General features: G+C 64.9%; 20 protein-coding genes. 9 read left to right on the top strand and 11 right to left on the bottom strand.

Going from position 1 to position 24,070, the window contains the following annotated elements; genetic code table 11:
• Positions 1-289 precede the first annotated feature (289 nt).
• The 3 genes from acpA to KP010_RS21290 all read right to left on the bottom strand — a co-directional run bounded on the left by acpA (position 290) and on the right by KP010_RS21290 (position 3,319).
• Positions 290-1,741 carry an acid phosphatase gene (gene acpA, locus KP010_RS21300; RefSeq protein WP_370464732.1) on the bottom strand — a complete coding sequence of 484 codons (1,452 nt, stop codon included), beginning with the start codon at positions 1,739-1,741 and terminating at the stop codon, positions 290-292.
• A 125-nt stretch (positions 1,742-1,866) separates the two neighbouring features.
• Complete coding sequence (locus KP010_RS21295) at positions 1,867-2,931, bottom strand: cytochrome-c peroxidase (protein WP_142863447.1); 1,065 nt, start codon at positions 2,929-2,931, stop codon at positions 1,867-1,869.
• Positions 2,932-3,067: 136 nt separating this feature from the next.
• The gene (locus KP010_RS21290; protein WP_142863448.1) at positions 3,068-3,319 is read right to left on the bottom strand and encodes a hypothetical protein; all 252 of its coding nucleotides are present in this window, start codon (positions 3,317-3,319) and stop codon (positions 3,068-3,070) included.
• On the opposite strand from KP010_RS21290, the gene KP010_RS21285 reads away from it, so the two are divergent.
• The 4 genes from KP010_RS21285 to KP010_RS21270 are packed head-to-tail and all read left to right on the top strand — an operon-like array spanning position 3,318 to position 6,293.
• Positions 3,318-4,496 (top strand): cytochrome-c peroxidase, encoded by a 1,179-nt coding sequence (locus tag KP010_RS21285; protein ID WP_142863449.1) that lies wholly within the window; start codon positions 3,318-3,320, stop codon positions 4,494-4,496. The two genes, KP010_RS21290 and KP010_RS21285, sit on opposite strands and share 2 nt — an antisense overlap.
• A 37-nt stretch (positions 4,497-4,533) precedes the next feature.
• A complete protein-coding gene (locus KP010_RS21280) occupies positions 4,534-5,607 on the top strand; it encodes a metallophosphoesterase (protein WP_142863450.1) in 1,074 nt (357 codons plus the stop codon).
• Positions 5,608-5,619: 12 nt separating this feature from the next.
• Positions 5,620-6,021 (top strand): cytochrome C, encoded by a 402-nt coding sequence (locus KP010_RS21275; RefSeq protein ID WP_142863451.1) that lies wholly within the window; start codon positions 5,620-5,622, stop codon positions 6,019-6,021.
• 11 nt (positions 6,022-6,032) lie between these two features.
• On the top strand, positions 6,033-6,293 hold the full coding sequence (locus KP010_RS21270; protein ID WP_142863452.1) for a hypothetical protein: 261 nt from the start codon (positions 6,033-6,035) through the stop codon (positions 6,291-6,293).
• Positions 6,294-6,299: 6 nt separating this feature from the next.
• Here the strand turns inward: KP010_RS21270 and KP010_RS21265 are convergent, their stop codons facing one another.
• The 5 genes from KP010_RS21265 to KP010_RS21245 all read right to left on the bottom strand — a co-directional run bounded on the left by KP010_RS21265 (position 6,300) and on the right by KP010_RS21245 (position 11,510).
• Positions 6,300-6,575 carry a hypothetical protein gene (locus KP010_RS21265; protein WP_024880178.1) on the bottom strand — a complete coding sequence of 92 codons (276 nt, stop codon included), beginning with the start codon at positions 6,573-6,575 and terminating at the stop codon, positions 6,300-6,302.
• Positions 6,576-6,659: 84 nt separating this feature from the next.
• A complete protein-coding gene (locus KP010_RS21260; RefSeq protein WP_108918005.1) occupies positions 6,660-7,043 on the bottom strand; it encodes a hypothetical protein in 384 nt (127 codons plus the stop codon).
• Positions 7,044-7,091: 48 nt separating this feature from the next.
• Positions 7,092-8,027, bottom strand: coding sequence for a ketopantoate reductase family protein (locus KP010_RS21255; RefSeq protein ID WP_142863453.1), 936 nt, complete (start codon positions 8,025-8,027; stop codon positions 7,092-7,094).
• Complete coding sequence (gene guaB / locus KP010_RS21250) at positions 8,027-9,520, bottom strand: IMP dehydrogenase (protein WP_108918006.1); 1,494 nt, start codon at positions 9,518-9,520, stop codon at positions 8,027-8,029. The genes KP010_RS21255 and guaB overlap by 1 nt, the downstream gene beginning before the upstream one ends.
• A gap of 175 nt (positions 9,521-9,695) precedes the next feature.
• Positions 9,696-11,510: an ABC transporter transmembrane domain-containing protein gene (locus KP010_RS21245; protein WP_142863454.1), complete on the bottom strand. Its 1,815-nt coding sequence runs from the start codon at positions 11,508-11,510 to the stop codon at positions 9,696-9,698.
• 293 nt (positions 11,511-11,803) lie between these two features.
• Here KP010_RS21245 and KP010_RS21240 point away from each other — a divergent pair, with 293 nt between their 5' ends.
• Positions 11,804-11,974 carry a hypothetical protein gene (locus tag KP010_RS21240; protein WP_166144260.1) on the top strand — a complete coding sequence of 57 codons (171 nt, stop codon included), beginning with the start codon at positions 11,804-11,806 and terminating at the stop codon, positions 11,972-11,974.
• A 238-nt stretch (positions 11,975-12,212) separates the two neighbouring features.
• Here KP010_RS21240 and KP010_RS21235 read toward each other — a convergent pair whose 3' ends face one another.
• Both KP010_RS21235 and KP010_RS21230 read right to left on the bottom strand, forming a co-directional pair.
• Positions 12,213-12,932, bottom strand: coding sequence for a DUF1013 domain-containing protein (locus KP010_RS21235; RefSeq protein WP_108918008.1), 720 nt, complete (start codon positions 12,930-12,932; stop codon positions 12,213-12,215).
• A 144-nt stretch (positions 12,933-13,076) separates the two neighbouring features.
• Entirely contained in the window at positions 13,077-14,144 is a 1,068-nt protein-coding gene (locus KP010_RS21230) for a hypothetical protein (RefSeq protein ID WP_142863455.1), read from the bottom strand.
• 309 nt (positions 14,145-14,453) lie between these two features.
• Here KP010_RS21230 and topA point away from each other — a divergent pair, with 309 nt between their 5' ends.
• The 3 genes from topA to KP010_RS21215 all read left to right on the top strand — a co-directional run bounded on the left by topA (position 14,454) and on the right by KP010_RS21215 (position 19,361).
• On the top strand, positions 14,454-17,384 hold the full coding sequence (gene topA, locus KP010_RS21225; RefSeq protein WP_216281660.1) for a type I DNA topoisomerase: 2,931 nt from the start codon (positions 14,454-14,456) through the stop codon (positions 17,382-17,384).
• 123 nt (positions 17,385-17,507) lie between these two features.
• Positions 17,508-18,704 carry an ATP/GTP-binding protein gene (locus KP010_RS21220; protein WP_216281658.1) on the top strand — a complete coding sequence of 399 codons (1,197 nt, stop codon included), beginning with the start codon at positions 17,508-17,510 and terminating at the stop codon, positions 18,702-18,704.
• Between the two features lie 3 nt (positions 18,705-18,707).
• The gene (locus KP010_RS21215) at positions 18,708-19,361 is read left to right on the top strand and encodes an RloB family protein (protein WP_216281656.1); all 654 of its coding nucleotides are present in this window, start codon (positions 18,708-18,710) and stop codon (positions 19,359-19,361) included.
• A 7-nt stretch (positions 19,362-19,368) separates the two neighbouring features.
• Here the strand turns inward: KP010_RS21215 and KP010_RS21210 are convergent, their stop codons facing one another.
• Complete coding sequence (locus KP010_RS21210) at positions 19,369-21,027, bottom strand: pilus assembly protein TadG-related protein (protein ID WP_371824250.1); 1,659 nt, start codon at positions 21,025-21,027, stop codon at positions 19,369-19,371.
• 326 nt (positions 21,028-21,353) lie between these two features.
• On the opposite strand from KP010_RS21210, the gene rnr reads away from it, so the two are divergent.
• Positions 21,354-23,657 (top strand): ribonuclease R, encoded by a 2,304-nt coding sequence (gene rnr / locus KP010_RS21205; protein ID WP_216281652.1) that lies wholly within the window; start codon positions 21,354-21,356, stop codon positions 23,655-23,657.
• Positions 23,658-24,070 lie beyond the last annotated feature (413 nt).

Here is a 24,070-nt window from a genome sequence, read left to right as displayed (position 1 = left end):
CGAGCCGCAACCATTTCCGTTCCGCTGCCTAATGACAATATCCAATAGGGTGGGTCAAAATAATCTATAGAGTGGTTATAGGTATTCTCTCGGGCGGTTTATGCGGCGCCGCAATTTCGGGCGGTCCCACCCACGCCGAAGGCCGAAGGCGCCTCGGCATCGGCAATGAAATACCGATAATTCAAACATCTGTGAGATAGGCAGCGCCTATGGACGAGGCGCCGTCGCTGCGGACAAGCCTCCCCGGCCGGGCTGTGACAGAATGACTTGAGCCGCGCCGCGGCGCCGATCAGCGGGCGGCGCTTCCCGGCGCCGGCGCGGCGACGTCCAACGCATTGCGCAGATCGGCGGCGCCCTTGTCGCGCGCGGTGAGCGGCGCCAGTCCGAAGCGCGTTTCGATCGTCGCCAGAATCGACGCAGTGTCATAGACCGTGTGGTCGACGAATCCCTTTTTCGCGAAGGGCGACAGAATCAACGTCGGCACGCGCGTCCCGGGACCGAAACGGTCGATCTGCGGCGGCGCGACATGATCCCAGGAGCCGCCGTTCTCGTCGGCCGTGATGATGATCAGCATGTCGTTCCAATTCGGACTGCGCCGCAGCCGCGCGACGACATCGGCGAGATGCGCGTCGCCGGTCTTCAGATCGGCGTAATGCGGATGCTCGTTGAACTTGCCGACCGGCTTGTAGAAAGAGACGGCGGGCAGCGTCCCCGCCTCCGCCGCCGCGAAGAAATCGTCGGCGTCCTTCAAATGCCGCTCGCGCGCGGGCGTTCCGGGACCGAAATCGGCGAAATAGAGAAAGGGCTGGTGATGCGTCTGAAAGAACTCGGGCGCCTCGCGCTGGCGAATGCGCCCGGCGCGCATGTCGTTCCAGCCGCCGGCATACCAGGCCCATGAGACGCCCTTCTCGCTCAGCCGGTCGCCGATCGTCGGCTGCGTCTGCGGCGGCAGGCCGAGGCCCGCGGGCGTCGGAGCGTCGCGCGGCGACAAGGGCGTCGTCGGCTGCATCGTGCTGACCACGAAGCCGTCGCTGGTGACGGGTCCGGGCTTTTTGTAGCGCGGCGGACCGATATGAGCGCTCGCCGGCGTGTCGGCGGCGCGCGCGAGAAAGCCGGTGGCCTCGTCGATCTCGGCGATCAGCGACGGCGGCGCCGAGGGGAAGGTCGGGGCGCAGGCGCAGACGAGAAACATGTGATTGAGGAAGGAGCCGCCGAAGGCGCCGTGGAAAAAATGATCGGCGAGCGTGAACTCCTGCGCGAGGCGCCATTGCGCGAGGGAGCGGCCGTCGTAATAGCCCATGACCAGCCCGCCGGCGCCCGAGACGGCGGCGAAGCGATCCATTCTGCCGCCATTGATCTGCTCCTTCTCCTGGAAGAAATCATGCGTCAGATCGGGCGTCTTCTCGGCATTGGGCAGGAAGGCGTCGATGGGAAAAGGCGCATTGGGGAGAATGGAGGGAAAACGGGCGTCGACGCCCTTGTCGCCGCGGATCGGCGGCAACTCGCCGAAAGGCTTGCCGTCGACGTCGACCTGGGCGAAGCGTTCGGCGCCTATGCCGAGGCCATCGGCGCCGGGATAGAGGCCGAAGACATTATCGAAGCTGCGGTTCTCGGTATAGATCACGACGATGTGGCCGATCGCCGCAAAAGGATTTGCCGCCTCCTGCGCGAGCGAGGAGCCGACGAGGCCGAAGAGAAATAGCAAAAGGGAAGCTCTGGCCAAAATTCGTGAGAGCGTCACGGCGCGGCTCCATTCGCAATTGTCTTTTTCGCAAGCTAAATGCGCAAACGCACAATTTCATGACTTCGCAGAAAAGCCTCCGCGCGCGGGCGCGGAGGCTGTGTCGAGCGCAGCGAGAAATCCGCTCAGTGAGCGTGCTTCGTCGCGAGCTCCTGCTGCGGCTTGGGCGTCGCATTGGTGCGCGCCGGCAGGACCGGATAGTCGACTTTCGGCTGATCGCCGGTCAGCGCGCCGAGGAAGGCGACGATGGCCGTGGTCTCGTCGGGCGCGAGCTGCACGCCGAGCTGGGATTTCGCCATGACCTCGACCGCCTCCTCCAGCGTCCACACCTGGCCGGTATGGAAATAGGGCGCGCGCAGCGCGACATTGCGCAGCGGAGCGACGCGGAAGGAGAAAACGTCCGCCGGGCTCTTGGTGACGGCGAAACGACCTTTGTCGGCTTCCGGCAGAATGGCCGCCGACGGCTTTTCCACCGCGCCGAACTGCGCGTAATTGCCGCCGCCGGCGTTCACGCCGTCGTGGCAGCCGCTACAGCCCTTGTCGATGAAGAGGCGCAGGCCCTTCTTCTGCGTCGCGTCCAGCGCTGCCTCGTCGCCGGCGAGGAATTTGTCGAGGCGCGAGTTCGGCGTCACCAGCGTCGCTTCGAAAGCCTCGATCGCCTTGGCGAAATTGTCGAAGCTCGCCGGCTTGTTGTCGCCCGGGAAGGCCTTCTGAAACGAGGCGACATAGGCCGGAATGCTGTTCAGCGTCGCCTCGACATTCGACGGCGTGTTGTTCATCTCGACGCCGGCCTGCACCGGACCCTTGGCCTGAGCCTTCAGATCCTCGGAGCGGCCGTCCCAGAACTGAGCGACGTTGAACACGGCGTTGAGAACGGTCGGCGCGCGGCGCGGGCCCTTCTGCCAGCCATGGCCGATGGAGGTCGAGCCGGCGTCGACGCCGCCGAGGCTCAGATTATGACACGAGTTGCAGCTGATGAGCTGGCTCGAGGAGATGCGCGGATCGAAGAACAGCTCTTTGCCGAGCTCGATCTTGGCGGGTGTGAGTTCGTTGTTCTTCACGGCCTTGGCGGCCGCAGCCGCGGTGACCGGCTTGAAAACGGCGTTGGCGTCCGATCGCAGATCGCCGGCGACTGCGGCGAAAGGGATCAGCGCCATCGCGCTCAGCGCGGCGATGAATGCACGTGACATTTCCCAGGGCTCCTCCGATGGGGCTCGCGCGTGCGCTGCGAACGGACGCCGCTCGAACCGCCGCCCGCCTACCACAAGCTGAGCCCGCGGGCAAAGGCAATAATGCGCCAAACTGGGAGATGTCATGTAATTACAACTATAACTCTACTATTTTTCCGGTCATGTCGAATTGATGACGTCGCCCCGGCGCCAGATATTTTTCTTGCGCCGCAGGCTTGAAATATTGGTCGCGCGGCGTAGCTTCGGTTACTGGCGGCAGGCGAGACAAAAGCTGGAAGACCGCCCCGAGAATCCTTGCCGATGAGAAGGATTCCAGGCAGGATTGCGAATGCTCGCGCCGAACGAAAGAAGCGGCTTCAGCCGACAGGCGCAGCGGGGAGGACGACATGGCCGTGCGCAAGCGCGCCGCGACCGCGGTCGCGGCAATGTTCAGTCTCTCGTTTCTCGATCTCGCGGGGCTCGGTCTCGCCGGCCTCGGCGCGGCGGGACTTTCCGCGGGCGTCGCTGTCGCCGAGCCGCTGGGCCTGCCGCCCATCCCCATCCCCGCTGATAATCCGCAGACGGCCGAAAAAATCGCGCTCGGCAATCGTCTGTTCCATGATCTGCGTTTTTCATCCGACGGCACGGTCGCCTGCGCCACCTGCCACAAAGACGACCGCGCCTTCACCGACAGCCCGCGGCGCACATCGGAGGGCGTCGGCGCGAAGACCGGCACGCGCAATGCGCCGACAGTGATCGATGCGGCCTATTTCACCTCCTTTTTCTGGGATGGGCGCTCGGCCTCGCTCGAGGATCAGTCGCAGCATCCATTCCTCAATCCCGTCGAGATGGGCCTGCCCACGCATGAGCCGATTCTCGTGATCGCGCGCTCCGATCCCTTCTATGTCGAGCTCTTCAAAAAGGTCTTCGGCAAGAGCGGCGACGGCGTGACGATGGATGAGGTGAAGAAGGCCATCGCCGCCTATGAGCGCACCCTCGTCTCCGGCGATTCGCCCTTCGACCGCTGGCGCTTCGGCCATGAGGAGAATGCGATATCGGAGGCCGCCAAGCGCGGCTTCGAGGTCTTCGTCGGCCAGGGCCGCTGCGTCTCCTGCCATGTGATCGAGCAGGATCAGGCGCTGTTCACCGACAATCGGTTCCACAATATCGGCGTCGGCGTCAATCGGATGCAATCCGCTATTCCGCGCCTCTCCGCCGAATTTCTGAACGCGAAATCGAAGGGCGTCGATGTCGACAAAGCCGTGCTGACCGACCCCATGACCTCGGAGCTCGGCCGCTTCGCCGTCACCGATCAATTCGACGTCATCGGCGCCTTCAAGACGCCCACGCTGCGCAATGTCGCGGTGACCGCGCCCTATATGCACGACGGCTCGCTGAAGACGCTGAAGGACGTCGTCGAGCATTATGACAATGGCGGGCGCAGCAAGGGCGATCCGCCGCAGGTGAATGATTATCTCTCCGGCGGCATTCGCCCACTGAACCTCTCCAAGCAGCAGCAGGACGATCTCGTCGCCTTCCTGGAGACGCTCACCTCGCCGGCCTATGTCGGCGCGGCGACGAAATGAACGCGCCCGGCGCGATCGAGAAAAGGGAGCCGAGCAGATGAGCGAATTCGTCACCAGGCGCAGCGTTCTCGCGGGAGCCGGGGCCGGCGCGGCGCTGACCACTCTGCCGATCAGCATGGTCACGCTCGCCTTCGGCGGGGAGCGCGAGGATTTCACCTTCACCTATATTTCCGACGCGCATATCCAGCAGATCAAAGGCGCGAGCTTCGTGCGCAATTGGGATCAGGGGCTGAAACGCGCCGTCGCCGAGGCCAATCTGGTGAAGCCGGAATCGGATTTCGTCATCTTCGGCGGCGATCTCGCCCAGCTCGGCAAGCGCGAGGAGCTCGACCACGGCGCCGAAATGCTCTCCAAGCTGAAAGGCAGACTGCACGCCGTCATGGGCGAGCACGATTATTATTTCGATCTCGGCGATTATTGGAGCAAGCTCTACGGCCCGCATTATTACAGCTTCGACCATAAGGGCGTGCATTTCATCGTGCTGAACTCGATTTTGACCAGCGAGCAATGGACCTTCCATCGCTGGCCGACGGCCGAGCAGCGCATGTTGGAGATGGCCGGGCTCGACAATCCGAACGGCTCGCCCTTCATGGTCGGCGACAAGCAGCGCAAATGGCTCGCCAATGACCTCGCCAAGGTGGACAAGAAGACGCCGCTCGTCGTCTTCTCCCATTCGCCGCTGCAGAAGATCTACAAGGGCTGGAATTTCTGGACCGACGACGCCGAGGAGGTGCAGGCGCTGCTGCAGCCTTTCGACAGCGTCAACGTCATCTACGGCCATGTCCATCAGATCCAATATAATCAGATCGGCAACATCAGCTTCAACTCGGTGATGGCCACGGCCTGGCCCTGGCCCTATCCGCAGAGCTATGCGCAGGCCGAGAGCCATCTGCCCGTGCTCACCATTCCGATGAACCGCGCCGATCCCTTCTTCGAGCGCGACGCCACCGGCTGGCAGCTGATCGACATAGGCTCGGGCCGCGTCACCGCGCGCTATCAGCTCTGGGACAATGACCAGCGCACCGTCGCCTTCGACCGCAAGGCCGGCCATCCGGTCGACGTCGCCTATCAGGAGCCGACGCAGCGTCGTCTACCGCAAACTCATTATTGATCGGAGTTCGCCATGCTTCGCTCGACCTTGCTCCTCGCTTTCAGTCTCGCCGCCTTCGCCGCGACGACCGCGCGCGCCGATGAATTCACCAAGACCGACGTCGAGCGCTATCAAAAAGAGTTCGAGCAGGTGGCGGCCAAGGGCCGCGAATTATGGACGAGCGGCACGCTCGGGACCAATGGCGTCGCTTGCGCGCAATGCCACCCCAACGCCGCCAACACGCACCCAGAGACCTATCCGAAGTTCCAGAAGCAGCTCGGCAAGGTGGCGCAGCTGTTCGAGATGGCGAATTGGTGCATTCGCAATCCGCTGCAGGGCGCTAATCTCGCGCCGGACGATCCGCGCATGACGGCGCTCGTCTCCTACATCACTTTCGAGCGGCGCGGCGTGAAGCTCGCGCCCGGCCAGCATTGAGGACAGGCGCCATGCGGAAATCCTTTGCTCTCGCCCTGCCCGCTTTGCTGATCGCCGGCTCGGCCTGGGCCGCCGCAAGCGACGAGACCCGCGCCGATGTGCAGAATTTGGCGGGCGCCGCCGCCCCGGCTCAGGCGGCGGCCGCGCCCTCCCCTTGCGCAGGCTGCGCCGGCCACGATTGCGCCAATTGTCCGTTGGCCCTGGCCGCCGCCGCGCAGGCGGCGACCGGAACGGCGCAACCGCCAGCCCCGATCCGCTGCAACGTCGACTGAGTCCGGCTATTCGGACGGCGCCGCAGCCATTGCCGCCGCGGCCACGAGAGGAATGCCGAAAAAGCTCTCCTCATCCGAGCCGGCGGCCTTGTGCAGCTCGAAAGCGTCCGTCCAAACCGCCCTCTCCGTGTCGTCGGCCGGGCGGTAGGTGCATTTGGCTTCGGCATTGCCGGCCTGAAGCCATTTCCTGCTGTTGCGAACGAAGCGGTCGAGCGCTTTCTGATCGGTCGGGCGAATAACGCATCTGGGGACGCCATCGACCAGGACGACTTGCGGCAGCATGTCCGATCTCCGACAAAGGGCCTGAGCCCATCTGATTGCTTGTCTCAGAATTAGATAGCAATCGACATGCCATGCCTCGCAGGATCAGCCGATGTAATCCTGCACCACATCGCCCAGAATGCGGTTCACATCGTCTATGGTCGAGACGTCATAGCGCGTGGTCTTCTCGCCGGCGGCCTCGTCGTCGCGCTCGAATTTCGGATGGCCGAAGCGGATCGAGCTTCCCTCGATCTCGAAGGGCAGCGGCAGCGGCTCCTTGAGCGGACGCGAGACGAAGAGCAGGCCCATCACCTTCTGCTCGACGGCGCTCGCCTTCAGCGCCAGCTCGACACCGAATTTCGGGCCGATATCCTTTTTGATCGAATCGTCGAGGAAGGCGACCCAGCGGAAGAAGCTGTCGAAATTGCGCCGTGCGGCGGCGAGCACCTGTTCTTCCGCCTTGGCGAGGCTCGCGCTCGGATCGCTCATTGTGTCAAATCCCCGGTCTGCGGCGCCTTTCGCCGAAGAAGCCGAGAACTACGCGAAATTCGTGCCGCCAGACGCTCGACTGGCTTCATAGGCGCGCAAATGCGTCGCGGCGATTTCCAGCGCCGGCGTCTCCAGCCGCGCCCGCCGCGCCCGCGCCAGCATGTCGCCGAGAATATGCTCGCCCTCGGTGCGCCCTCCCCGCTCTATGTCGCGTAGCATCGAGGCTTTGAGCGCCGAGCCGCGCACGAATAAAATCGACAATAGTTCCGGGAACTCGGGCGACGGCGTCCAGCCCTGCGCGCGGGCGACGCTCTCGCATTCCGCGAGCAGAAGCCGGATGAGACGCTCACCTGAGGGCGTCGCCAATATGTCTCCGACGCTCGCGCGCATCATCGAGGTGATCCCCGCCAGCGTCGCGAGCAGCACGAATTTGTCCCAGAGCCGCCGCTCTACATCGTCGACGAAAGTCGCCGCGACCGACGTCCGCGCGTAAATGGCCTCCAGCGCCGTGAGCCGCTCGTCCGGTCCGCCGTCGCGCACGCCGAAAATCAAGCGGTTGCGCTCGCCGAAGTGGCGCACGACGCCATCCTCGGCGAGGGTCGCGCTGATCTGTGCGACGCCGCCGAAGACTTTCGCCTCAGGAAAGCGCGCCTCGATTCGATCGAGATGCGCGAAGCCGTTGAGCAGCGGCAGCACGCCCGTTCCCGGCGCGACGGCGCCGGCGATGGTCTCGAGGGACTCGTCGAGATCATAGGCTTTGCAAGTGAGGATCACGAGATCGAAAGCCGTCAGCGCTTTCGGGTCGAAGACGGCTTTCGCCGCGAGATTCATGTCGCCCAAAGGGCTCTCGATCCGCAGCCCGCGCTCGGCGAGGAGGCGCGAGCGCGCTTCCCGCACGAAAAAGGTCACATCCGCGCCCGCTTCGACGAGCCGGCCGCCGAAATAGCCGCCGACGGCCCCCGCGCCGAGGATCAGAACGCGCATCACGCGCCGCCGGTCGGATAATTCGGGCTCTCTCTGGTGATCGTCACGTCATGGACATGGCTCTCGCGCAGGCCGGCGTTGGTGATGCGCACGAATTCCGCCTTGGACTGGAACTCGGGAATGGTCGGCGCGCCGACATAGCCCATGGCGGCGCGCAATCCGCCGGCGAGCTGATAGAGGATCGGCGCCACCGGTCCGCGATAGGGCACCTGGCCCTCGATTCCCTCCGGCACCAGCTTCAGGCTCTCCTTCACATCCTGCTGGAAATAGCGGGCGGCGGAGCCGGCCTCCATCGCGCCGACGGAGCCCATGCCGCGGTAGGATTTGAAGGAGCGGCCCTGATAGAGAAACACCTCGCCCGGAGCCTCCTCGGCGCCGGCGAGCAGCGAGCCGATCATCACGGCCGAGGCGCCGGCGGCGATCGCCTTGGCGAGGTCGCCCGAATATTTGACGCCGCCGTCGGCGATGACCGGCACGCCGGCTTTGAACGCCTCCTCGGCCGCGTCCATGATCGCCGTGAGCTGCGGCACGCCGACGCCCGCCACAATGCGGGTCGTGCAGATGGAGCCAGGGCCGATGCCGACCTTCACGGCGTCGGCGCCGGCGTCGATCAGCGCCTTGGCCGCGTCGCGCGTCGCAATATTGCCGGCGACGATGGAGACTTTGTTGGAGAATTTCTTGATGCGGCCGACCTGATCCAGCACCGCCTGCGAATGGCCATGAGCCGTGTCGATGACGATGAGATCGACGCCGGCGTCGATCAATTGCAGCGCGCGCTCGAAGCCGCGATCGCCGACCGTGGCGGCGGCGGCGACGCGCAGCCGCCCCTCGGCGTCCTTGGCTGCGTGCGGATGCAGCGTCGCCTTTTCGATGTCCTTCACGGTGACGAGGCCGACGCAGCGATAATCCTCGTCGACGACGAGCAATTTCTCGATGCGATGCTGATGCAGCAGGCGGCGCGCCTCCTCCTGATCGACGCCCTCGCGCACGGTGATGAGCTGCTTGGTCATCAGCTCGGCGACCGGCTCGCGCATATTGTCGGCGAAGCGCACGTCGCGATTGGTGAGAATGCCGACGAGCTTGCCGGGCTTCTCGCCATGGCCGCGCTCGACCACCGGAATGCCGGAAATATTATAGCGCGCCATCAGCGCCAGCGCGTCGGCGAGCGTCTCGTCGGGATAGATGGTGATCGGATCGACCACCATCCCGCTCTCATAGCGCTTGACCTTGCGCACCTCGGCGGCCTGGGCGGCGGGGGTGAGGTTCTGGTGGATGACGCCCAATCCGCCGGCCTGCGCCATGGCGATAGCGAGGCGCGCCTCCGTCACCGTGTCCATGGCCGAGGAGATGATCGGCAGGTTGAGCGTTATGTCGCGCGTCAGGCGAGTCGAAATATCGACTTGCGACGGCATCACCAGCGAATGGCTCGGACGCAGCAACACATCGTCGAAGGTCAGAGCCTCGTGCAACGGCGGTCGTGCGTATGATGTCATGAAGCCAACTCCCTCGGGGGCGCAAAAACCGGCCATGCTCGAGGCCGGACGACGTAGAGACGGCGACGACGGCCGTCTTCCGGGTTGGCGCGTGCTCATAGCACCAATATGACGGAAGGCAAAATCGGCGCGCGCCCACGGTGGAAAACTCGATCGAGGCCGCGCGACGGAAGCCTCACGCCGTCTCCAGCGCCGCCGCCGCCGCTTCCGCGCCCATGTCGAATTGCAGCCGCGCCAGCCGCGCATAGAGTCCGCCCGCGGCGACGAGGCTCGCATGAGTCCCCTGCTCCACGATGCGGCCCTCGCTCATCACCAGAATGCGGGTGGCTTCGAGCACTGTGGCCAGCCGATGGGCGATCACCAGCGTGGTGCGTCCCCGCATCACATCATGCAGCGCCTCTTTCACCAGCGCCTCGTTCTCGGCGTCGAGCGCCGAGGTCGCCTCGTCGAGCAGCAGGATCGGCGCGTCGGCGAGAATGGCGCGCGCAATGGCGAGGCGCTGGCGCTGGCCGCCGGAGAGCGTGACGCCGCGCTCGCCGATCTCCGTGTCATAGCCCTGCGGCAGCGCCTCGATGAATTGCGCCGCCTGCGCGCGCTTCGCCGCCTCGATGATCGCGCTGCGCGAGACGCCCTCGCGGCCATAGGCGATGTTGTCGGCGACGCTCATGCCGAAGACGATCGGGTCCTGCGGCGCGAGCGCGATGGCGCCGCGCAGCTCGATCGGATCGAGCGCGCGCAGATCGACGCCGTCGATCGTGATCGCGCCCCGCGAAACATCGTAGAAGCGCTCGAGCAATTGGAACACGGTCGATTTGCCGGCGCCCGAAGGGCCGACGATGGCGATGCGCTCGCCCGGCGCGACGGCAAAGCTCAGCCCATCCAAGGCCGCCCGTCCCGAGCCCGCAGGATAAGAGAAGCCGACATCATCGAAGGCGACGCCGCCGCGAACGGGCTTCGGCAGATGGAGAGGAGCGGAAGGCGCAGCGACCGTGGGCTGGATGGAGAGAATCTCGCCGATGCGGCCAGCGGCGCCGGCGGCGGCGGAAACCTCGCTCCAGACCTGCGACAATTCTCCGAGCGAGCTCGCCGCCAGCACGGCGTAGAGCACGAATTGCGAGAGAACGCCGGTGGTGATGCGGCCGGCGAGCACATCCTGCGCGCCCAGCCACAACATTGCGACGACGCTGCCGAAGGCGAGGAAAATCGTCACCGAAGTGACGATGGCGCGAGTCTGCGTGGCGTCGCGCGCGGCGGCATAGGCGCCTTCCGCCGCGGCGCCGAAACGCTCGGCCGCGACTCGCTGCGCATTGCAGGCCTGCATGGTGCGCATGGCCGCGAGATTTTCCGCGGCATAGGCGCTGGCCGTGGCGAGTTGATCCTGCGCATGGCGCGAGCGCCGCCGCATCACCCGCCCGGAGGCGATGAGCGGCAGTACGATGCAGGGAATGGCCGCGAGCGCGACGCCGGTGAGCTTGGGGCTCGTCAGCGTCATCATCACGATCGCCCCCGCGAACATGAAGAGATTGCGCAGCGCGATCGACACGGAGGAGCCGAACACGGATTTCAGCTGCGTCGTGTCCGCGGTGAGGCGCGAGGTCAGCTCGCCGGTCTTCGTCTTGTCGTAGAAGGCGGCGTCGAGCGAGGTGAGATGGCGGAAGAAATCGCCGCGCAGATCGGCGACGATGCGCTCGCTGAGCGTCATCACCAGATAATAGCGCGTGCCGGAAGCGAATGCGAGAATCGCCACGACGCCCACCATCGCGCCGAAATAGAGGTTCACGGCGGAAGGATCGTCGGCGGAAAATCCGTGATCGATCATGCCGCGCACGGCGAGCGGCAGAGTGAGCGTCGAGACCGCGGCCACGCCGAGCGCGATCAACGCCAGCACGATTCGGCCCTTATAGCGATAGGCGTAGGGAAGAAGCGGCTTCAGCGCGTCGAAGGCGCGCAGCCGCGAACGAAAATCGCGAGAGGAGGTTTCGGCTGTCATGCGGGGGATATAAGCGCCGAACCGGATCAGTCCAAGCCGCATCGTGTCGGCCGACGCATTTCACGACGCCGGCGATTTCGCGGGGCGCCACGCCAAGCGATTGATTTGCCGAGATTGAGGAAAAAAGGCCGCGTTTTCTCGAAAAACGGCCGACGGAGCCCGCTAGACAGTCGACAAGGTTATGTTAGGCTCGTCATCGTCGACAAGACAGCCCCGCAGAGAGGGGTAGGAGCGCACCCGCCACCGAATGAACGATAAGGCGGGACGTTCTGGAAACCAAAGGAGTGACACCAATGGCTGAAAAAGAATTCGAACTCAACACCACCGTCTATATTTTCGCGGGCGTCGGCGCCCTTCTGCTCGGCGGCCTCGGCGCTGCTGGCCTCGGCGGCGTCGCGAATACGCTTTCCGCAGCCGTAGTCGGCGCTCTCGCCGGCGGCATCCTCGGCTTCTACTTCAAATAAGCCGCGAACCGCTCGACCTCTCCCCCATGGACGCCCGAGTCGGAACCCCTGTCCACGGATCTCGGCCAACGTCCGAATGTAACGCCGGCGACCGCCTGTCGCTGGCGTTACTTTATGCCCTGCCTCAAGCCGCTCGCCACTGATTCGCAACTGCGGGTCTGATGCGGCGGAACCTGGGCGCAAATAACCACAGAGCGCGGCCTGCGGTAAATGCGCCAGATTGTCGCGCCCCCTCGGCTCAATCGTCGTCGAAGTCGAGAGTCTTGAGCCGGCCGAACACACGGTCGGCGTCGAACTGATCTTCCTCCTCGACCGGAGGCGCGGCCGGGCGCTTGCCGAACACATCCTCGGTCGTCGTCGGCTCGTGATGAGGCGCAGTGGTGATCTCGGCCGGCTGCAGCGTCTGGCCCTGCTCCTCGAGCGCGGCGGGACGATCCTTGGCGGCGCGATTGACCTCGAAATCGAGATCGATCTGCGAGCAGAGGCCCAATGTCACCGGGTCCATCGGCGCGAGCGCCGCGGAATTCCAGTGCGTGCGCTCCCGCACCGCCTTCAGCGTGCTCTTGGTGGTGCCGACGAGGCGCATGACCTGCGCGTCCTTCAGCTCGGGATGGTTGCGCACCAGCCACAGAATCGCGTTGGGACGATCCTGGCGGCGCGACAGCGGCGTGTAGCGCGGCCCGCGCTGGCGCTTGACCTCCGGCACCTTGACCTTGGAGACGGACAGCGACAGCCGGTGGGCCGGGTCGCGCTCGCCGCGGCCGATCTCCTCGCGGGTGAGCTGACCAGAGGTGATGGGATCGAGCCCGCGAATGCCGGCGGCGACCTCGCCATCGGCGATGCCCTTCACCTCGAGCGGGTGCAGCTTGCAGAAATCGGCGATCTGGTCGAAGGCGAGCGACGTGTTCTCGACGAGCCAGACGGCGGTCGCCTTGGGCATGAGCGGAGCGGTGCTCATCGATCGATTCTCCTTCAGATGCGCAAGATAAGCCGATCCCGCGCCGCGGGGCCGAAGCCGCGATTTTTACGGATTACCATGCGGGGGATAGCCTCCATATAGACCGGCCGCCGGCGAAGCGCAATCGCCGATCCGAACCACTCGTCAAACCCCTTCCCGCGCATGGGCGGGCCGCAACCCCCGCACATAATCGGGCAGAGACGCGCCGATCGCCGCGCCGAGCCGCGGCCCATGGCGATGGAACAGCAGGCCGGCGGCGATGACGGCGACGCCTATCCCCGAGAGGGCGAAGGGGAAGAGAATCGAGTCCTTGAACACCTCGGCCGCCAGATGACCGAGATAGAGCGTCACTCCAAAGGCGCCGAACACGGCGTAGGCGCGGCGCATCAGCACCAGCGACAGCAGGAGAAGACCCAGATTGATCGCGCAATAGAGCGCCTTGCCGATCTCGTCGCCGCTGTGCTGCGCGGTCAACCCGCCCCAAAAGGCGAGAAGGCCGGAAAGATGCAGCCAAAAAGCAAAATCTCCGCCGCGCCAGCGCTTCAGATCGACGAGCCAGGCGGCGGCGATGACGAGCGCGCCGAAAGCGAGGCTCACATTGGCGCGCTGCTCGAAGGTGAAGGCCTCCTTGCCGACCAGCCAGGGCGTCAGGTCCATCGACATGAACCACAGCGTGAAGGCGATTATCATCGTGAGGAAAGGAAAAGGAAAAAGCGCCAGCGCCAGCAGCGCCGCGGCGATCGTCCCCAGCTCCATGGGCAGCCAGCTCGCGCGCACCCAGACATAAAAGTCGTGATAGGGGACGGATTCGGTCGGATCATGACCGCCGAGGAGCTGGAGCGCGAAGACGAAGAGCGGCGCCATGGAGACGGCGCATGTCACCAGCAGGCCGGCGGGCGTGCGCAGGCCGCGCCGCCGCCACAGCCAGCCGCCCACGGCAGCGAAGCCGACGCCATAGGCCAGCGAGGTGATCATCAGCGCGCGCGGACCCCAGAGGCCGAAGGCGGTGGTGCTGAACAGGCTCATCGCACCCATGACGATGAGCGCGCCCATATACCAGAGCACATTGACGACGTCGAAGCGCGGCGCCCCCTCCCCTGCGCTTCCGCGCTCGGCGAGGAATTGCGCGAGCCGCCGATGGGCGTCGGCGTCTATGACGCCGGCCTCCAGCGCCGCGCCGAGATCGTCGGTGGTGAATTTCGATCGGGCCATGGCGAATTCTTTCCCGTCCAAGAAAATCATTCGGGGGCCGGACGCGACCTCGGCCGCGCCTTCTCGCGCCCGACTATAGCCGCTCCGCCCCGCATTCGCCCCTGCATAGCGCCTGGAAAGGGACGAAAATGTGCGTTTCCGCATTCTGGAGCCCACGTCTCCGCCGAGAGGGAGAGCCGGATGGCCGTCGCAACCCCAATTTGACAGGACGCCCCCCTTTTGCCCATGTTCGCGCCCCGACGCGGGCCGGGCTCCCCGGCGAAGTCAAGCGGCGAGCCGCCCGCGACCGGAATTCTGAAGGACTGCTCGATGAATGTCGTCATCGTCGAATCGGCCGCCAAGGCCCAGACGATCAACAAATATCTCGGCCGCGATTTCAATGTGATCGCCTGCTACGGCCATGTGCGCGACCTGCCTCCCAAGGACGGCTCCGTCGATCCGGCCGAAGATTTCGCGATGAAATGGGAGAGCGACGCGAAATCGGCGAAGCGCATTTCCGCCATAGCGGAAGCCGTGAAGAGCGCCGACACGGTCATTCTGGCCACCGACCCGGATCGCGAGGGCGAGGCCATCTCCTGGCATTTGCTCGACATATTGAAGAAGAAGAAGGCGCTCGGCGGCAAGCGCGTCGAGCGCGTCGTCTTCAACGCCGTCACCAAGGACGCGATCAAGCAGGCTATGGCGCATCCGCGCGAGATCGACCAGGCGCTGGTCGACGCCTATCTCGCCCGCCGGGCGCTGGATTATCTCGTCGGCTTCACGCTCTCCCCGGTGCTGTGGCGCAAATTGCCGGGCGCGCGCTCGGCCGGCCGCGTGCAGTCGGTGGCGCTGCGCCTCGTCTGCGACCGCGAGCTGGAGATCGAGAAATTCGTCACGCGCGAATATTGGTCGCTGATCGCGCATCTGAAAACCAAGGCCGGCGAGCCTTTCACCGCCCGCCTCTCGGGCGCCGACGGCAAGAAGATCACCCGCCTCGACATCGGCTCCGGCCAGGAGGCCGAGGACTTCAAAAAGGCGCTGGAGAGCGCCGCCTTCACCATTCGATCGGTGGAGGCGAAGCCGGTCAAGCGGCACCCTTACGCGCCTTTCACCACCTCGACGCTGCAGCAGGAGGCCTCGCGCAAGCTCGGACTCGCCCCGGCGCAGACCATGCGCATCGCGCAGCGCCTCTATGAGGGCGTCGACATAGGCGGCGAGACCGCCGGCCTCATCACCTATATGCGAACCGACGGCGTCGATATGGCGCCGGAGGCCATCGCCTCGGCGCGCAATGTGATCGCCAAGGAATATGGCGATCACTTCGTGCCGAAGGTTCCGCGCAAATATACGGTGAAGGCCAAGAACGCCCAGGAGGCGCATGAGGCGATCCGGCCGACCGACCTCTCGCGCCTGCCCAAGCATGTCGCCAAGCATTTGGAGCCGGAGCAGGCCAAGCTCTATGAGCTGATCTGGACCCGCACCATCGCCAGCCAAATGGAATCCGCCGAGCTGGAGCGCACCACGGTCGATATCGACGCCCTCGTCGGCAAGCGGAGCCTCGAGCTGCGCGCCTCTGGCCAGGTGGTACGCTTCTCGGGCTTTCTCGAGCTCTATCAGGAAGGCCGCGACGACGATCAGGACGAGGATGGCGGCCGCCTGCCGGCGATGCAGCCCGGCGAGCCGGCGACGCGCGAGAAGATCGAGGCCAGCCAGCATTTCACCGAGCCGCCGCCACGCTATACGGAGGCCACTCTGGTCAAGCGCATGGAGGAGCTCGGCATCGGCCGTCCCTCCACCTACGCCTCGACTCTGGCTGTGCTGCGCGAGCGCGATTATGTGCGTCTCGACAAGAAGCGCCTCGTCCCCGAGGACAAGGGCCGCATCGTGACAGCCTTTCTGGAGAGCTTCTTCACCCGCTATGTGGAGTTCGACTTCACCGCCGGCCTCGAGGAGAAGCTCGACAAGGTCTCCAACAATGAGATCGACTGGAAAGAGGTGCTGCGCGACTTCTGGGCCGATTTCTCCGGCGCCGTCGACGGCACCAAGGAGCTGCGCACCACTCAGGTGCTCGACAGCCTCAACGATCTCTTGGGGCCGCATATTTTCCCGGCCAAGCCCGACGGCTCCGATCCGCGCGCCTGCCCGGCCTGCAGCGCCGGCCAATTGTCGCTGAAGCTCGGCAAATACGGCGCCTTCATCGGCTGCTCGAACTATCCCGAATGCCGCTTCACCCGCACGCTCTCGCCGCCAACCGGCGAGGCCGCCGAGGGCGCGCGGCCAGGCGTGAAGGTGCTGGGCCAGGACCCGGAGAGCGGCGCCGAGATCACTCTGCGCGGCGGCCGCTTCGGCGACTATGTGCAGGAGGGCGAGGCGACCGAGGAGGGCGAGAAGCCCAAGCGCTCCTCCATCCCCAAGAGCATAAAATCCGACGAGCTGACCCTCGAGCAGGCGATCCGGCTGCTGTCGCTGCCGCGCGAGGTGGCCAAGCATCCCGAGAGCGGCGAGCCGATCGTCGCCGGCATCGGCCGCTTCGGGCCTTACGTCCAGCACGGGAAGACCTACGCCAATATCGGCCGCGACGACGATATTCTGACGATCGGCGGCAATCGCGCCATCGATCTCATCGTCACCAAGGAGAGCGGCGGCGGCGGCTCGCGCTTCGGCCGCGCCTCAGACCCCGGCCGCGCCCTCGGCGACCATCCGCAGGGCGGCGCGATCTCGGTGAAGAGCGGGCGCTTCGGACCTTATGTGAATTGGGGCAAGGTCAACGCCACTCTTCCCAAGGGAACCGATCCCGAGAGCCTGACGGTTCAGCAGGCGGTCGATCTTTTGGCCGCCAAGGCGAGCGGCGCGCCCTCGGGCGGCGGCCGCGTGCTCGGCGAGCATCCGCAGGGCGGCGCGATCACGCTGCGCGACGGCCGCTATGGGCCTTATGTGAATCTCGGCAAGGTCAACGCCACTCTGCCGAAGAATATGAGCCCGGAAGATGTGACGCTGGATGAGGCGATCCGCCTGATCGAGGAGAAGGGCGGCCCGGTGAAGGCCAAGAAGGCGCCGGCCAAAAAGGCCCCCGCCGCCAAGGCCAAAGCGCCCGCCTCCAAGGCTCCGGCAAAAAAGGCTCCGGCGAAAAAAGCCGCCGCCAAGAAGGACATAGAAGAGAGCGACGAGGTTCCCTTCGAGGATTCGAAGCCGGCGAAAAAAGCCGTCGCCGCAAAGGCGCCGGCCAAGAAGCCCACGAAAAAGGCGGCCTCGGGGAAGTGAGCGCGAGGCGCGAAATTGCGATTTCGCGCCTTTCGACGTTGCCTCTATGCGTTCGAGACGTCATATTCACGGAATGTCGACGAAAATCGCCTATAGACTGCGCAATAGCTGAAGGGCAATCCGATGCTGCTGCGTTTTTCCGTCGCCAATTTCGGCTCGATCCGCGACGAGCAGCAATTGTCGATGATAGCCTCCGCGCTCAAGGACGAGCCCGGCGGCCTCATCGAGACACCCGCGCTACGCTCGGAAAAAATCCTGCCCTCGGCCGTGATCTATGGCGCCAACGCCTCCGGCAAGAGCAATCTCGTGCGGGCGCTGGCGCATATGAAGGAGTTGGTGCGCAACTCGCACCGCCAGGGCGAGCCCGGCGCGCCCATCCCGCTGAAGCCCTTCCTGCTCGACCCGGCCTATGCGACCAAGCCGAGCGTCTTCTCCGTCGAGTTCATTTGGAACGGCGCGCGCTACGCCTATCGCTTCGAGGCGCTGGGAAATGAATTTACTCAGGAATCGCTTCATGTGTGGCGCGGCGGGCCGGTGACGCTGCTCTTCGAGCGCGAGCGGCAGGAGTTCAAATTCGGGCGGAGCTTGAGGGGGCGGAACAAGGTCATCGAGGATTTGACGCGGCCGAATAGTCTTTTTTTGTCGGCGGCGGCGCAGAATAATCATGAGGAGCTGGGCGAGGTCGAAAGCTTTTTTGCCTCGGTGATTTTCGAGTTGGGCGACAGAACACGGGTCTGGCGGGTGGCGCGCGAGTTTCGGGAAGACGAGCCCCTGGATCTCAGGGCAACCGCGCTTCTCTCTGCCCTCGATACCGGCATCGAAACGACGCGCGTCAAAGTAAACAAGACCGGATCGCTTGTCGATTGCCTCCTCCAGCTCGGGCATAGAACCGCGCATGGGGAGACCGTGTATCTCGACATGTGGGACGAAAGCGCAGGAACGGCGCAGTTGGTTTCAGATGTGAAAGCAATTTTTCGCGCATTGGACCTGGGCGCCGCGATCGTCATCGACGAATTCGGCAGCCGCGTGCACACACGCGCCTCCGAGCTTATCCTCTCCCTTTTCGCCTCCGAAGAAACAAACCCCAAAGGCGCCCAGCTGATCGTGACGACGCACGACACCAATCTGCTGAACGCCCCTGCCCTTCGGCGCGATCAAGTCTGGTTCACAGAGAAGGACGAGGCCGGCGCGACGCATCTCTATCCGTTGACCGACATAGAAACCCGCAAGGGCGACAATCTCGAGAAGGGCTATCTGCAAGGCCGCTATGGCGCCATTCCCTTCGCCGGCGCCGCCGCCGATCTCTTGAAGACGCGCTGATCCATGGCGCGCGATCGCTGGGATCTCGCGCGCGAGAAGGCCAAGCGCCAGCCGAAGCGTCGAATCATCATCTATTGCGAGGGCAAGAAGACCGAGCCCGCCTATTTCCGCGCGCTGGAACGCCATTATCGCAACGCGCTGATAAAGGTCGAGACGATTCAGGCCGGCGTGCCCATGACCGTGGCGGAGCGCGCCGTCGCGCGCGCAATCGACGAGGGGCTGTCGAAGCGAAGCCGGCGCAAGCCGAAAAACTCGTTCGAGGAAGGCGATCAAGTCTGGGCGGCCTTCGACGTCGACGAACATCCGCGCTTCGACGAAGCGGTCGCGCTATGCGTCTCGACGGGCGTCGGCATCTGCCGCTCGAACCCTTGCTTCGTGTGGCTGATCCTACACGAGCAGGAATTTCATAGCCCCGCAGACCGTCACGCGGTCTGCGCGCATCTCGAGCGCCTGCATCCAGAATATGACTCGAATGGCGCGAAGACCTGCGATTTCGAGGAAATGGTTCATCGCGTCGAAACCGCCGAGACGCGCGCCAAAACGCAGCTTCAAAGCCGCGAAAAAGAACGGGCGCCATTCGGGCGCCCGTCCACCACCGCCGGCGAATTGACGGCCGCGATCCGCGAGGCGGCAGCGCTTCACAGGCCGAAGCGCTGATCTCCCCTCACTGCGTCAGCCGCAGCGAGCCGAGCCCCGTGCCGATCGTCGAGAAGGCGAGGTTGAGGCTCTCCGCGTCGGTCGCCGCGAAATAGTGATCCTTGTTGGTCGCGCAATTCTTCAAGAGCGTCAGGCCCTGATCGTCGATCGGATCGCTCGAGATCGAGAAGCCGATGGTGAATATCTCGACGCCTGCCGCTTTGGCTGCAGTGCAGGCCTCCAGCGTCAGATCGTCCTCGGCGCTGCGCGATGTCGACAGATAGCTCGTCTTGCTTCCGGCCGAGGCCGTGAGCGCCGATCGGTAATTGACGCCGTCGCCCGCCGAGCCGTCTGGAAGCCGCGCATTGGCGGAGCCGTTGTAGGTGTAATAGCCGAGCGACTCGTAGTCGGACCCGACCACGGTGCGGGTTTGCGTTCCCCAATTGTTGAAGCCGTCGGTCATGAACACGATGACCTTGTGATTGCCGGTGGCGCTATAGGCCTTGCCTCGAGCGAAGGGACCGACCGGCGAGATCGTCCGCCAACCCCACATGAAGCCGACATGGAGATTGGTGTTGCCATTGGCGGCGAGCTTGTCGATCTTGTTCTCGACGGTGGTCTGCGTCGAAGTGAGCTGCAAAACCGTCTGCGTCGCATTGTCCGGGCAGAATTGATTCGGCCCGAAAAAGCTCTCGGGGCCGAAGGAGCCGCTGATCGACGAGCTGGTGTTGTATTTGCAAACATGGGTGAGCCGACCCCATTCGCTGCTCGCCGTATCGCCGCAGGTCGAGGACGCGCTCCCGCCGCCCCAGTCCCAACTCCACCCCCCGTACTCGGCGTCGTTGTCGTCGAGATAGCTGTTGCCGTAGCCGTTGCTATCCGGCTCGTCGGGCGCGAGATAGGGGACGAACAAGGTCTCGGCGTTCGTCGAAGAGATCGTCATATCCTGCACATTATAGGGATAGATCGGCTCTTCGAAGCAGCCGCGCCAATCCAGCGAGGACCTGCGGCTCGCGAGCTTGCTGAAAATGTCGAAACGGTTCGTGAAGCCGGCGGCGGTCGCCGCCGTCTTGCCGCCGAAGGCGGCCCAATGCTGAGAATTGGCGCCCTCGAGATCGATCCAGGAGGCCGAACGATTGGTCGAGACGGTGGGATCGACAGCGACGACGCCGCCCGCGAAAGGCGTCACCGCGAACTTCACCCGTCCCGGCGCCTTGGTGAACATGGTGCCCACGAAGCTCTTCGCGGCGGTTCGCAGGGCCTTGAGCTTCGTCACGCCGCCCGTGCTGCGAGTCATCGAGCCGGAATTGTCGAGCACCAGCGCGATCTCATAAGTGTCATTCGGGCTGATGCCGCCCTGCAGCGCCGCGCAGGCCGTCACCTGGGTGGACATGGACGTCGTCCCGGCGATCTTCATGATGGCGGTCGCGACCTGCGCCTGCGCCGTGACACAGAGCGAGAGCCGATCGGCGGCGATGGCCGCCGACGTCACCGTCGCCGTGGCGTTGCGATAATTGGTCGAGAGATAGACCTGGGCCTGGCTGCGCGCCTGCTGATCGGTCGTCGTGCCGACGATGCCCTTGGCGACCGCGAGCACGGCTGTGTCCGCCGCCTGCTGCAACGAGCCGCGCGCGGCGGCTATGCGGCCATAATCGACGCCGGCGCCGATCATCATGACGACCGGCACGAAGCTCAAGCCGAATATGATTCCGACGTTTCCTGCTTTGTCTCGTGCGAAGGAACGAGCAGATCGTTCCTTATTCGCCACAGGCCGCATCATGTAGGGGCTCTCGATGTTCGTGAAAATCGGACCGCCTACGCTTACGGCAAATTTCTCTTTCGGTTCTAAACCGATCCGGACAATTACGGTTGACCTCCGGTAACCTCGAGAAAGCGTAAACGGAGCCTATTCGCCCCCTCGGCGCCGGGCCGCGCGCTTCGGCGTCGCACGGTGTATATATCGGCGTCCCAGCGCCGACCGCCGGGACGATTCCGCGGCCTTCGAGACCGACTTTGACCAGAAAAACACGCGAGTTCGCCTCGCCCGCCCCCGTCCTTCCCGCACGCGAGGAAATTCTCGCCTTCATCGCGCGCGAACGCGAGGCGATGAGCCGCGCCGGCAATACGGGAAAGATCGGCAAGCGTGAGATCGCACGCGCGTTCGGCGTCAAAGGCGCCGATCGAATCGGATTGAAGCGCATTTTGGCCGAGCTCGAAGCCGAGGGCGCGATCGAGAGGCGCGGCAAAAGGCTCGCGCGTCCGGGCGTCCTGCCCGCTGTCGTGCTGGCCGACATCACGGGTCGCGACCAGGATGGCGAGCTGATCGCCGCGCCGGCCGAATGGGATTCCGACGAGCTCGGCGCGCCGCCGCGTATCCGCATCTCCGCGCCGCGCAGACCCAAGCCCGGCGAGCCGCTGCCGGGCGTCGGCGACCGCGCTCTGGTGCGCGCCGAGCCGGATCGTGACGCCGGCCCGAATGATCCGCCCTACGCCGGGCGTGTGGTGAAGCTCCTCTCCAAGGCGCGGGCGCGCATCGTCGGCGTGCTGCGCGTCGCCGCCAATGGCGTGGCGCACATAGAGCCCGTCGAGAAGAAGCAGGCCGGACGCGAGATGGTCATAGCGGCGGAGGATCGCGGCGAGGCCAAGGACGGCGATCTCGTCTCCGTCGATCTCATCGGCAAGACGCGGCTCGGCGCGCCGCGCGCCCGCGTGCGCGAGACGCTCGGCTCGCTCGCCACCGAGAAGGCGATCAGCATGATCGCTCTGCGCGTGCATGGCGTTCCCGACGAGTTCCGCGCCGAGGCGATCGCCGAAGCCGCCGCCGCTCTGCCCGCGCGGCTCGAGGCGCATCGCGAGGATTGGCGCGAGCTGCCGCTCGTCACCATCGATCCGCCCGACGCCAAGGACCATGACGACGCCGTCTTCGCCGAGCCCGACACGGCGCCCGACAATTCCGGCGGGCATATCGTCACCGTCGCCATCGCCGATGTCGCTTATTACGTCCGCCCGCATTCGGCGCTCGACAAGGATGCGCTGGAGCGCGGCAATTCGGTCTATTTTCCCGATCGCGTCGTGCCCATGCTGCCCGAGCGCATCTCCAACGACCTCTGCTCGCTGAAGCCACACGAGGATCGGCCGGCGCTCGCGGTGCGAATGCGCATCAGCGAGAAAGGCCATAAGCTCGGCCACACCTTTCATCGCGTGATGATGCGCTCCAAGGCCAAGCTCAATTATGCGCAGGCGCAGGAGGCGCTCGACGGACGTCCGGACGAGATTTGCGCGCCGCTGATGGAGCGCGTGCTGGAGCCGCTGTTTCGCGCCTATAAATCGGCGGATCAGGCGCGCGAATTGCGCGCGCCGCTGGAGCTGGAGCTACCCGAGCGCAAAATTCTGCTGAAGGCGGACGGCACGGTCGATCGAATCGTCGTGCCGCCGCGCCTCTCGACGCACCGCTTGATCGAGGAATTCATGATTCTCGCCAATGTGGCGGCGGCGGAAGTTCTCGAGGAAAATCGTCAGCAACTCATCTATCGCGCCCATGACGAGCCTTCGCGCGAGAAGGTGGCGGCGCTCTCGGAGTTCCTTTCGACGATCGGCGTAAAGCTCGCCAAGGGCCAGGTGCTGCGGCCTTCGCATTTCAACGTCATTCTGGCGCGCGTGCGCGGCAAGGAGCATGAGAATATCGTCAATGAGATCATACTTCGCACGCAGGCGCAGGCCGAATATACGCATGAGAATTACGGCCATTTCGGCCTCAATCTCCGCCGCTACGCGCATTTCACCTCGCCCATCCGCCGCTACGCCGATCTCGTCGTGCATCGCGCGCTCATTCGCGCGCTGAAATTCGGCCCCGGCGCCATGCCCGAAACCTCGGCCGGCGAGCTGGCGGAGATCGCCGCGCGCATCTCCGGCGCCGAGCGGCGCGCCATGGCGGCCGAGCGCGAGACAATCGATCGGCTGATCGCCGCCCATCTCGCCGAGCAGATCGGCGCGCGCTTTCCGGCGCGCATTTCCGGCGTGACGCGCGCCGGCCTCTTCGTGCGGCTGCTCGATACGGGCGCGGACGGATTCATTCCGGCGGCGACGCTGGGGCGCGAATATTTCCGCTATGACGAGGCCGGCCATGCGCTGACCAGCGGCTCGGGCGAGAGCTTTCGCCTCGGCGACATCATAGAGGCGCGGCTCGTCGAGGCGACGCCGATCGCCGGCGCCCTGCGCTTCGAGGTGGCGGGCGGCTCGCGCCGCGGCGCGCCGATGAAAAGCGGCCGGCTCTCGGGACGCGGCCGCGTCGAGCGGGCGAAGCAACGGCGCAAGTGAGGCGGGCGAAAACGGGAACTTGCATCCCTACCGAAATTGCGGAGCCGCCCCCTTTAAGGGCCCGGGGGCAACGCGCTCTCGTATATTTCTGTCATTCACTCGAACACCTTGTGACGCGTGCCCCGTTTGACCCAGGGCAACGAATCCGGGTTAACAACCCGTTGACGTTCCACCGTCATGGCCGGGCTTGTCCCGGCCATCCACGCCGAGACGTTCCGCAATGCTTCATCAAAGCGGATTTGTTCTGCCTGTGTTCGCAGTTCTCCGCGATGTCGCGGCGTGGATGCCCGCGACAAGCGTGGGCATGACGCGGCTGTTAACCAATTGGAAACCTGAATTCGGAGCCCTGCCCGTTTGACCAGGGCTCCGAATTCGGGTTAACGGCGGTTAACAGATCGGCTCAGGCATGATTC

Origin of the sequence: Methylosinus sp. KRF6 (assembly GCF_018887255.1) — a bacterium.
Classification (GTDB): Bacteria; Pseudomonadota; Alphaproteobacteria; order Rhizobiales; family Beijerinckiaceae; genus Methylosinus; species Methylosinus sporium.
This window is presented reverse-complemented; position numbering and strand designations above follow the sequence as displayed.

Bases quoted from the DNA above. Each gene is read 5' to 3' on its own strand.
- KP010_RS21220 (WP_216281658.1), top strand. From the start codon at position 17,508: ATGCTGCTGCGTTTTTCCGTCGCCAATTTCGGCTCGATCCGCGACGAG.
- guaB (WP_108918006.1), bottom strand. From the start codon at position 9,520: ATGACATCATACGCACGACCGCCGTTGCACGAGGCTCTGACCTTCGAC.
- KP010_RS21230 (WP_142863455.1), bottom strand. From the start codon at position 14,144: ATGGCCCGATCGAAATTCACCACCGACGATCTCGGCGCGGCGCTGGAG.
- KP010_RS21280 (WP_142863450.1), top strand. From the start codon at position 4,534: ATGAGCGAATTCGTCACCAGGCGCAGCGTTCTCGCGGGAGCCGGGGCC.
- KP010_RS21265 (WP_024880178.1), bottom strand. From the start codon at position 6,575: ATGCTGCCGCAAGTCGTCCTGGTCGATGGCGTCCCCAGATGCGTTATT.
- KP010_RS21235 (WP_108918008.1), bottom strand. From the start codon at position 12,932: ATGAGCACCGCTCCGCTCATGCCCAAGGCGACCGCCGTCTGGCTCGTC.
- KP010_RS21270 (WP_142863452.1), top strand. From the start codon at position 6,033: ATGCGGAAATCCTTTGCTCTCGCCCTGCCCGCTTTGCTGATCGCCGGC.
- KP010_RS21255 (WP_142863453.1), bottom strand. From the start codon at position 8,027: ATGCGCGTTCTGATCCTCGGCGCGGGGGCCGTCGGCGGCTATTTCGGC.
- KP010_RS21245 (WP_142863454.1), bottom strand. From the start codon at position 11,510: ATGACAGCCGAAACCTCCTCTCGCGATTTTCGTTCGCGGCTGCGCGCC.
- KP010_RS21290 (WP_142863448.1), bottom strand. From the start codon at position 3,319: ATGTCGTCCTCCCCGCTGCGCCTGTCGGCTGAAGCCGCTTCTTTCGTT.
- KP010_RS21295 (WP_142863447.1), bottom strand. From the start codon at position 2,931: ATGTCACGTGCATTCATCGCCGCGCTGAGCGCGATGGCGCTGATCCCT.
- KP010_RS21275 (WP_142863451.1), top strand. From the start codon at position 5,620: ATGCTTCGCTCGACCTTGCTCCTCGCTTTCAGTCTCGCCGCCTTCGCC.
- KP010_RS21260 (WP_108918005.1), bottom strand. From the start codon at position 7,043: ATGAGCGATCCGAGCGCGAGCCTCGCCAAGGCGGAAGAACAGGTGCTC.
- KP010_RS21240 (WP_166144260.1), top strand. From the start codon at position 11,804: ATGGCTGAAAAAGAATTCGAACTCAACACCACCGTCTATATTTTCGCG.
- KP010_RS21215 (WP_216281656.1), top strand. From the start codon at position 18,708: ATGGCGCGCGATCGCTGGGATCTCGCGCGCGAGAAGGCCAAGCGCCAG.
- KP010_RS21285 (WP_142863449.1), top strand. From the start codon at position 3,318: ATGGCCGTGCGCAAGCGCGCCGCGACCGCGGTCGCGGCAATGTTCAGT.
- topA (WP_216281660.1), top strand. From the start codon at position 14,454: ATGAATGTCGTCATCGTCGAATCGGCCGCCAAGGCCCAGACGATCAAC.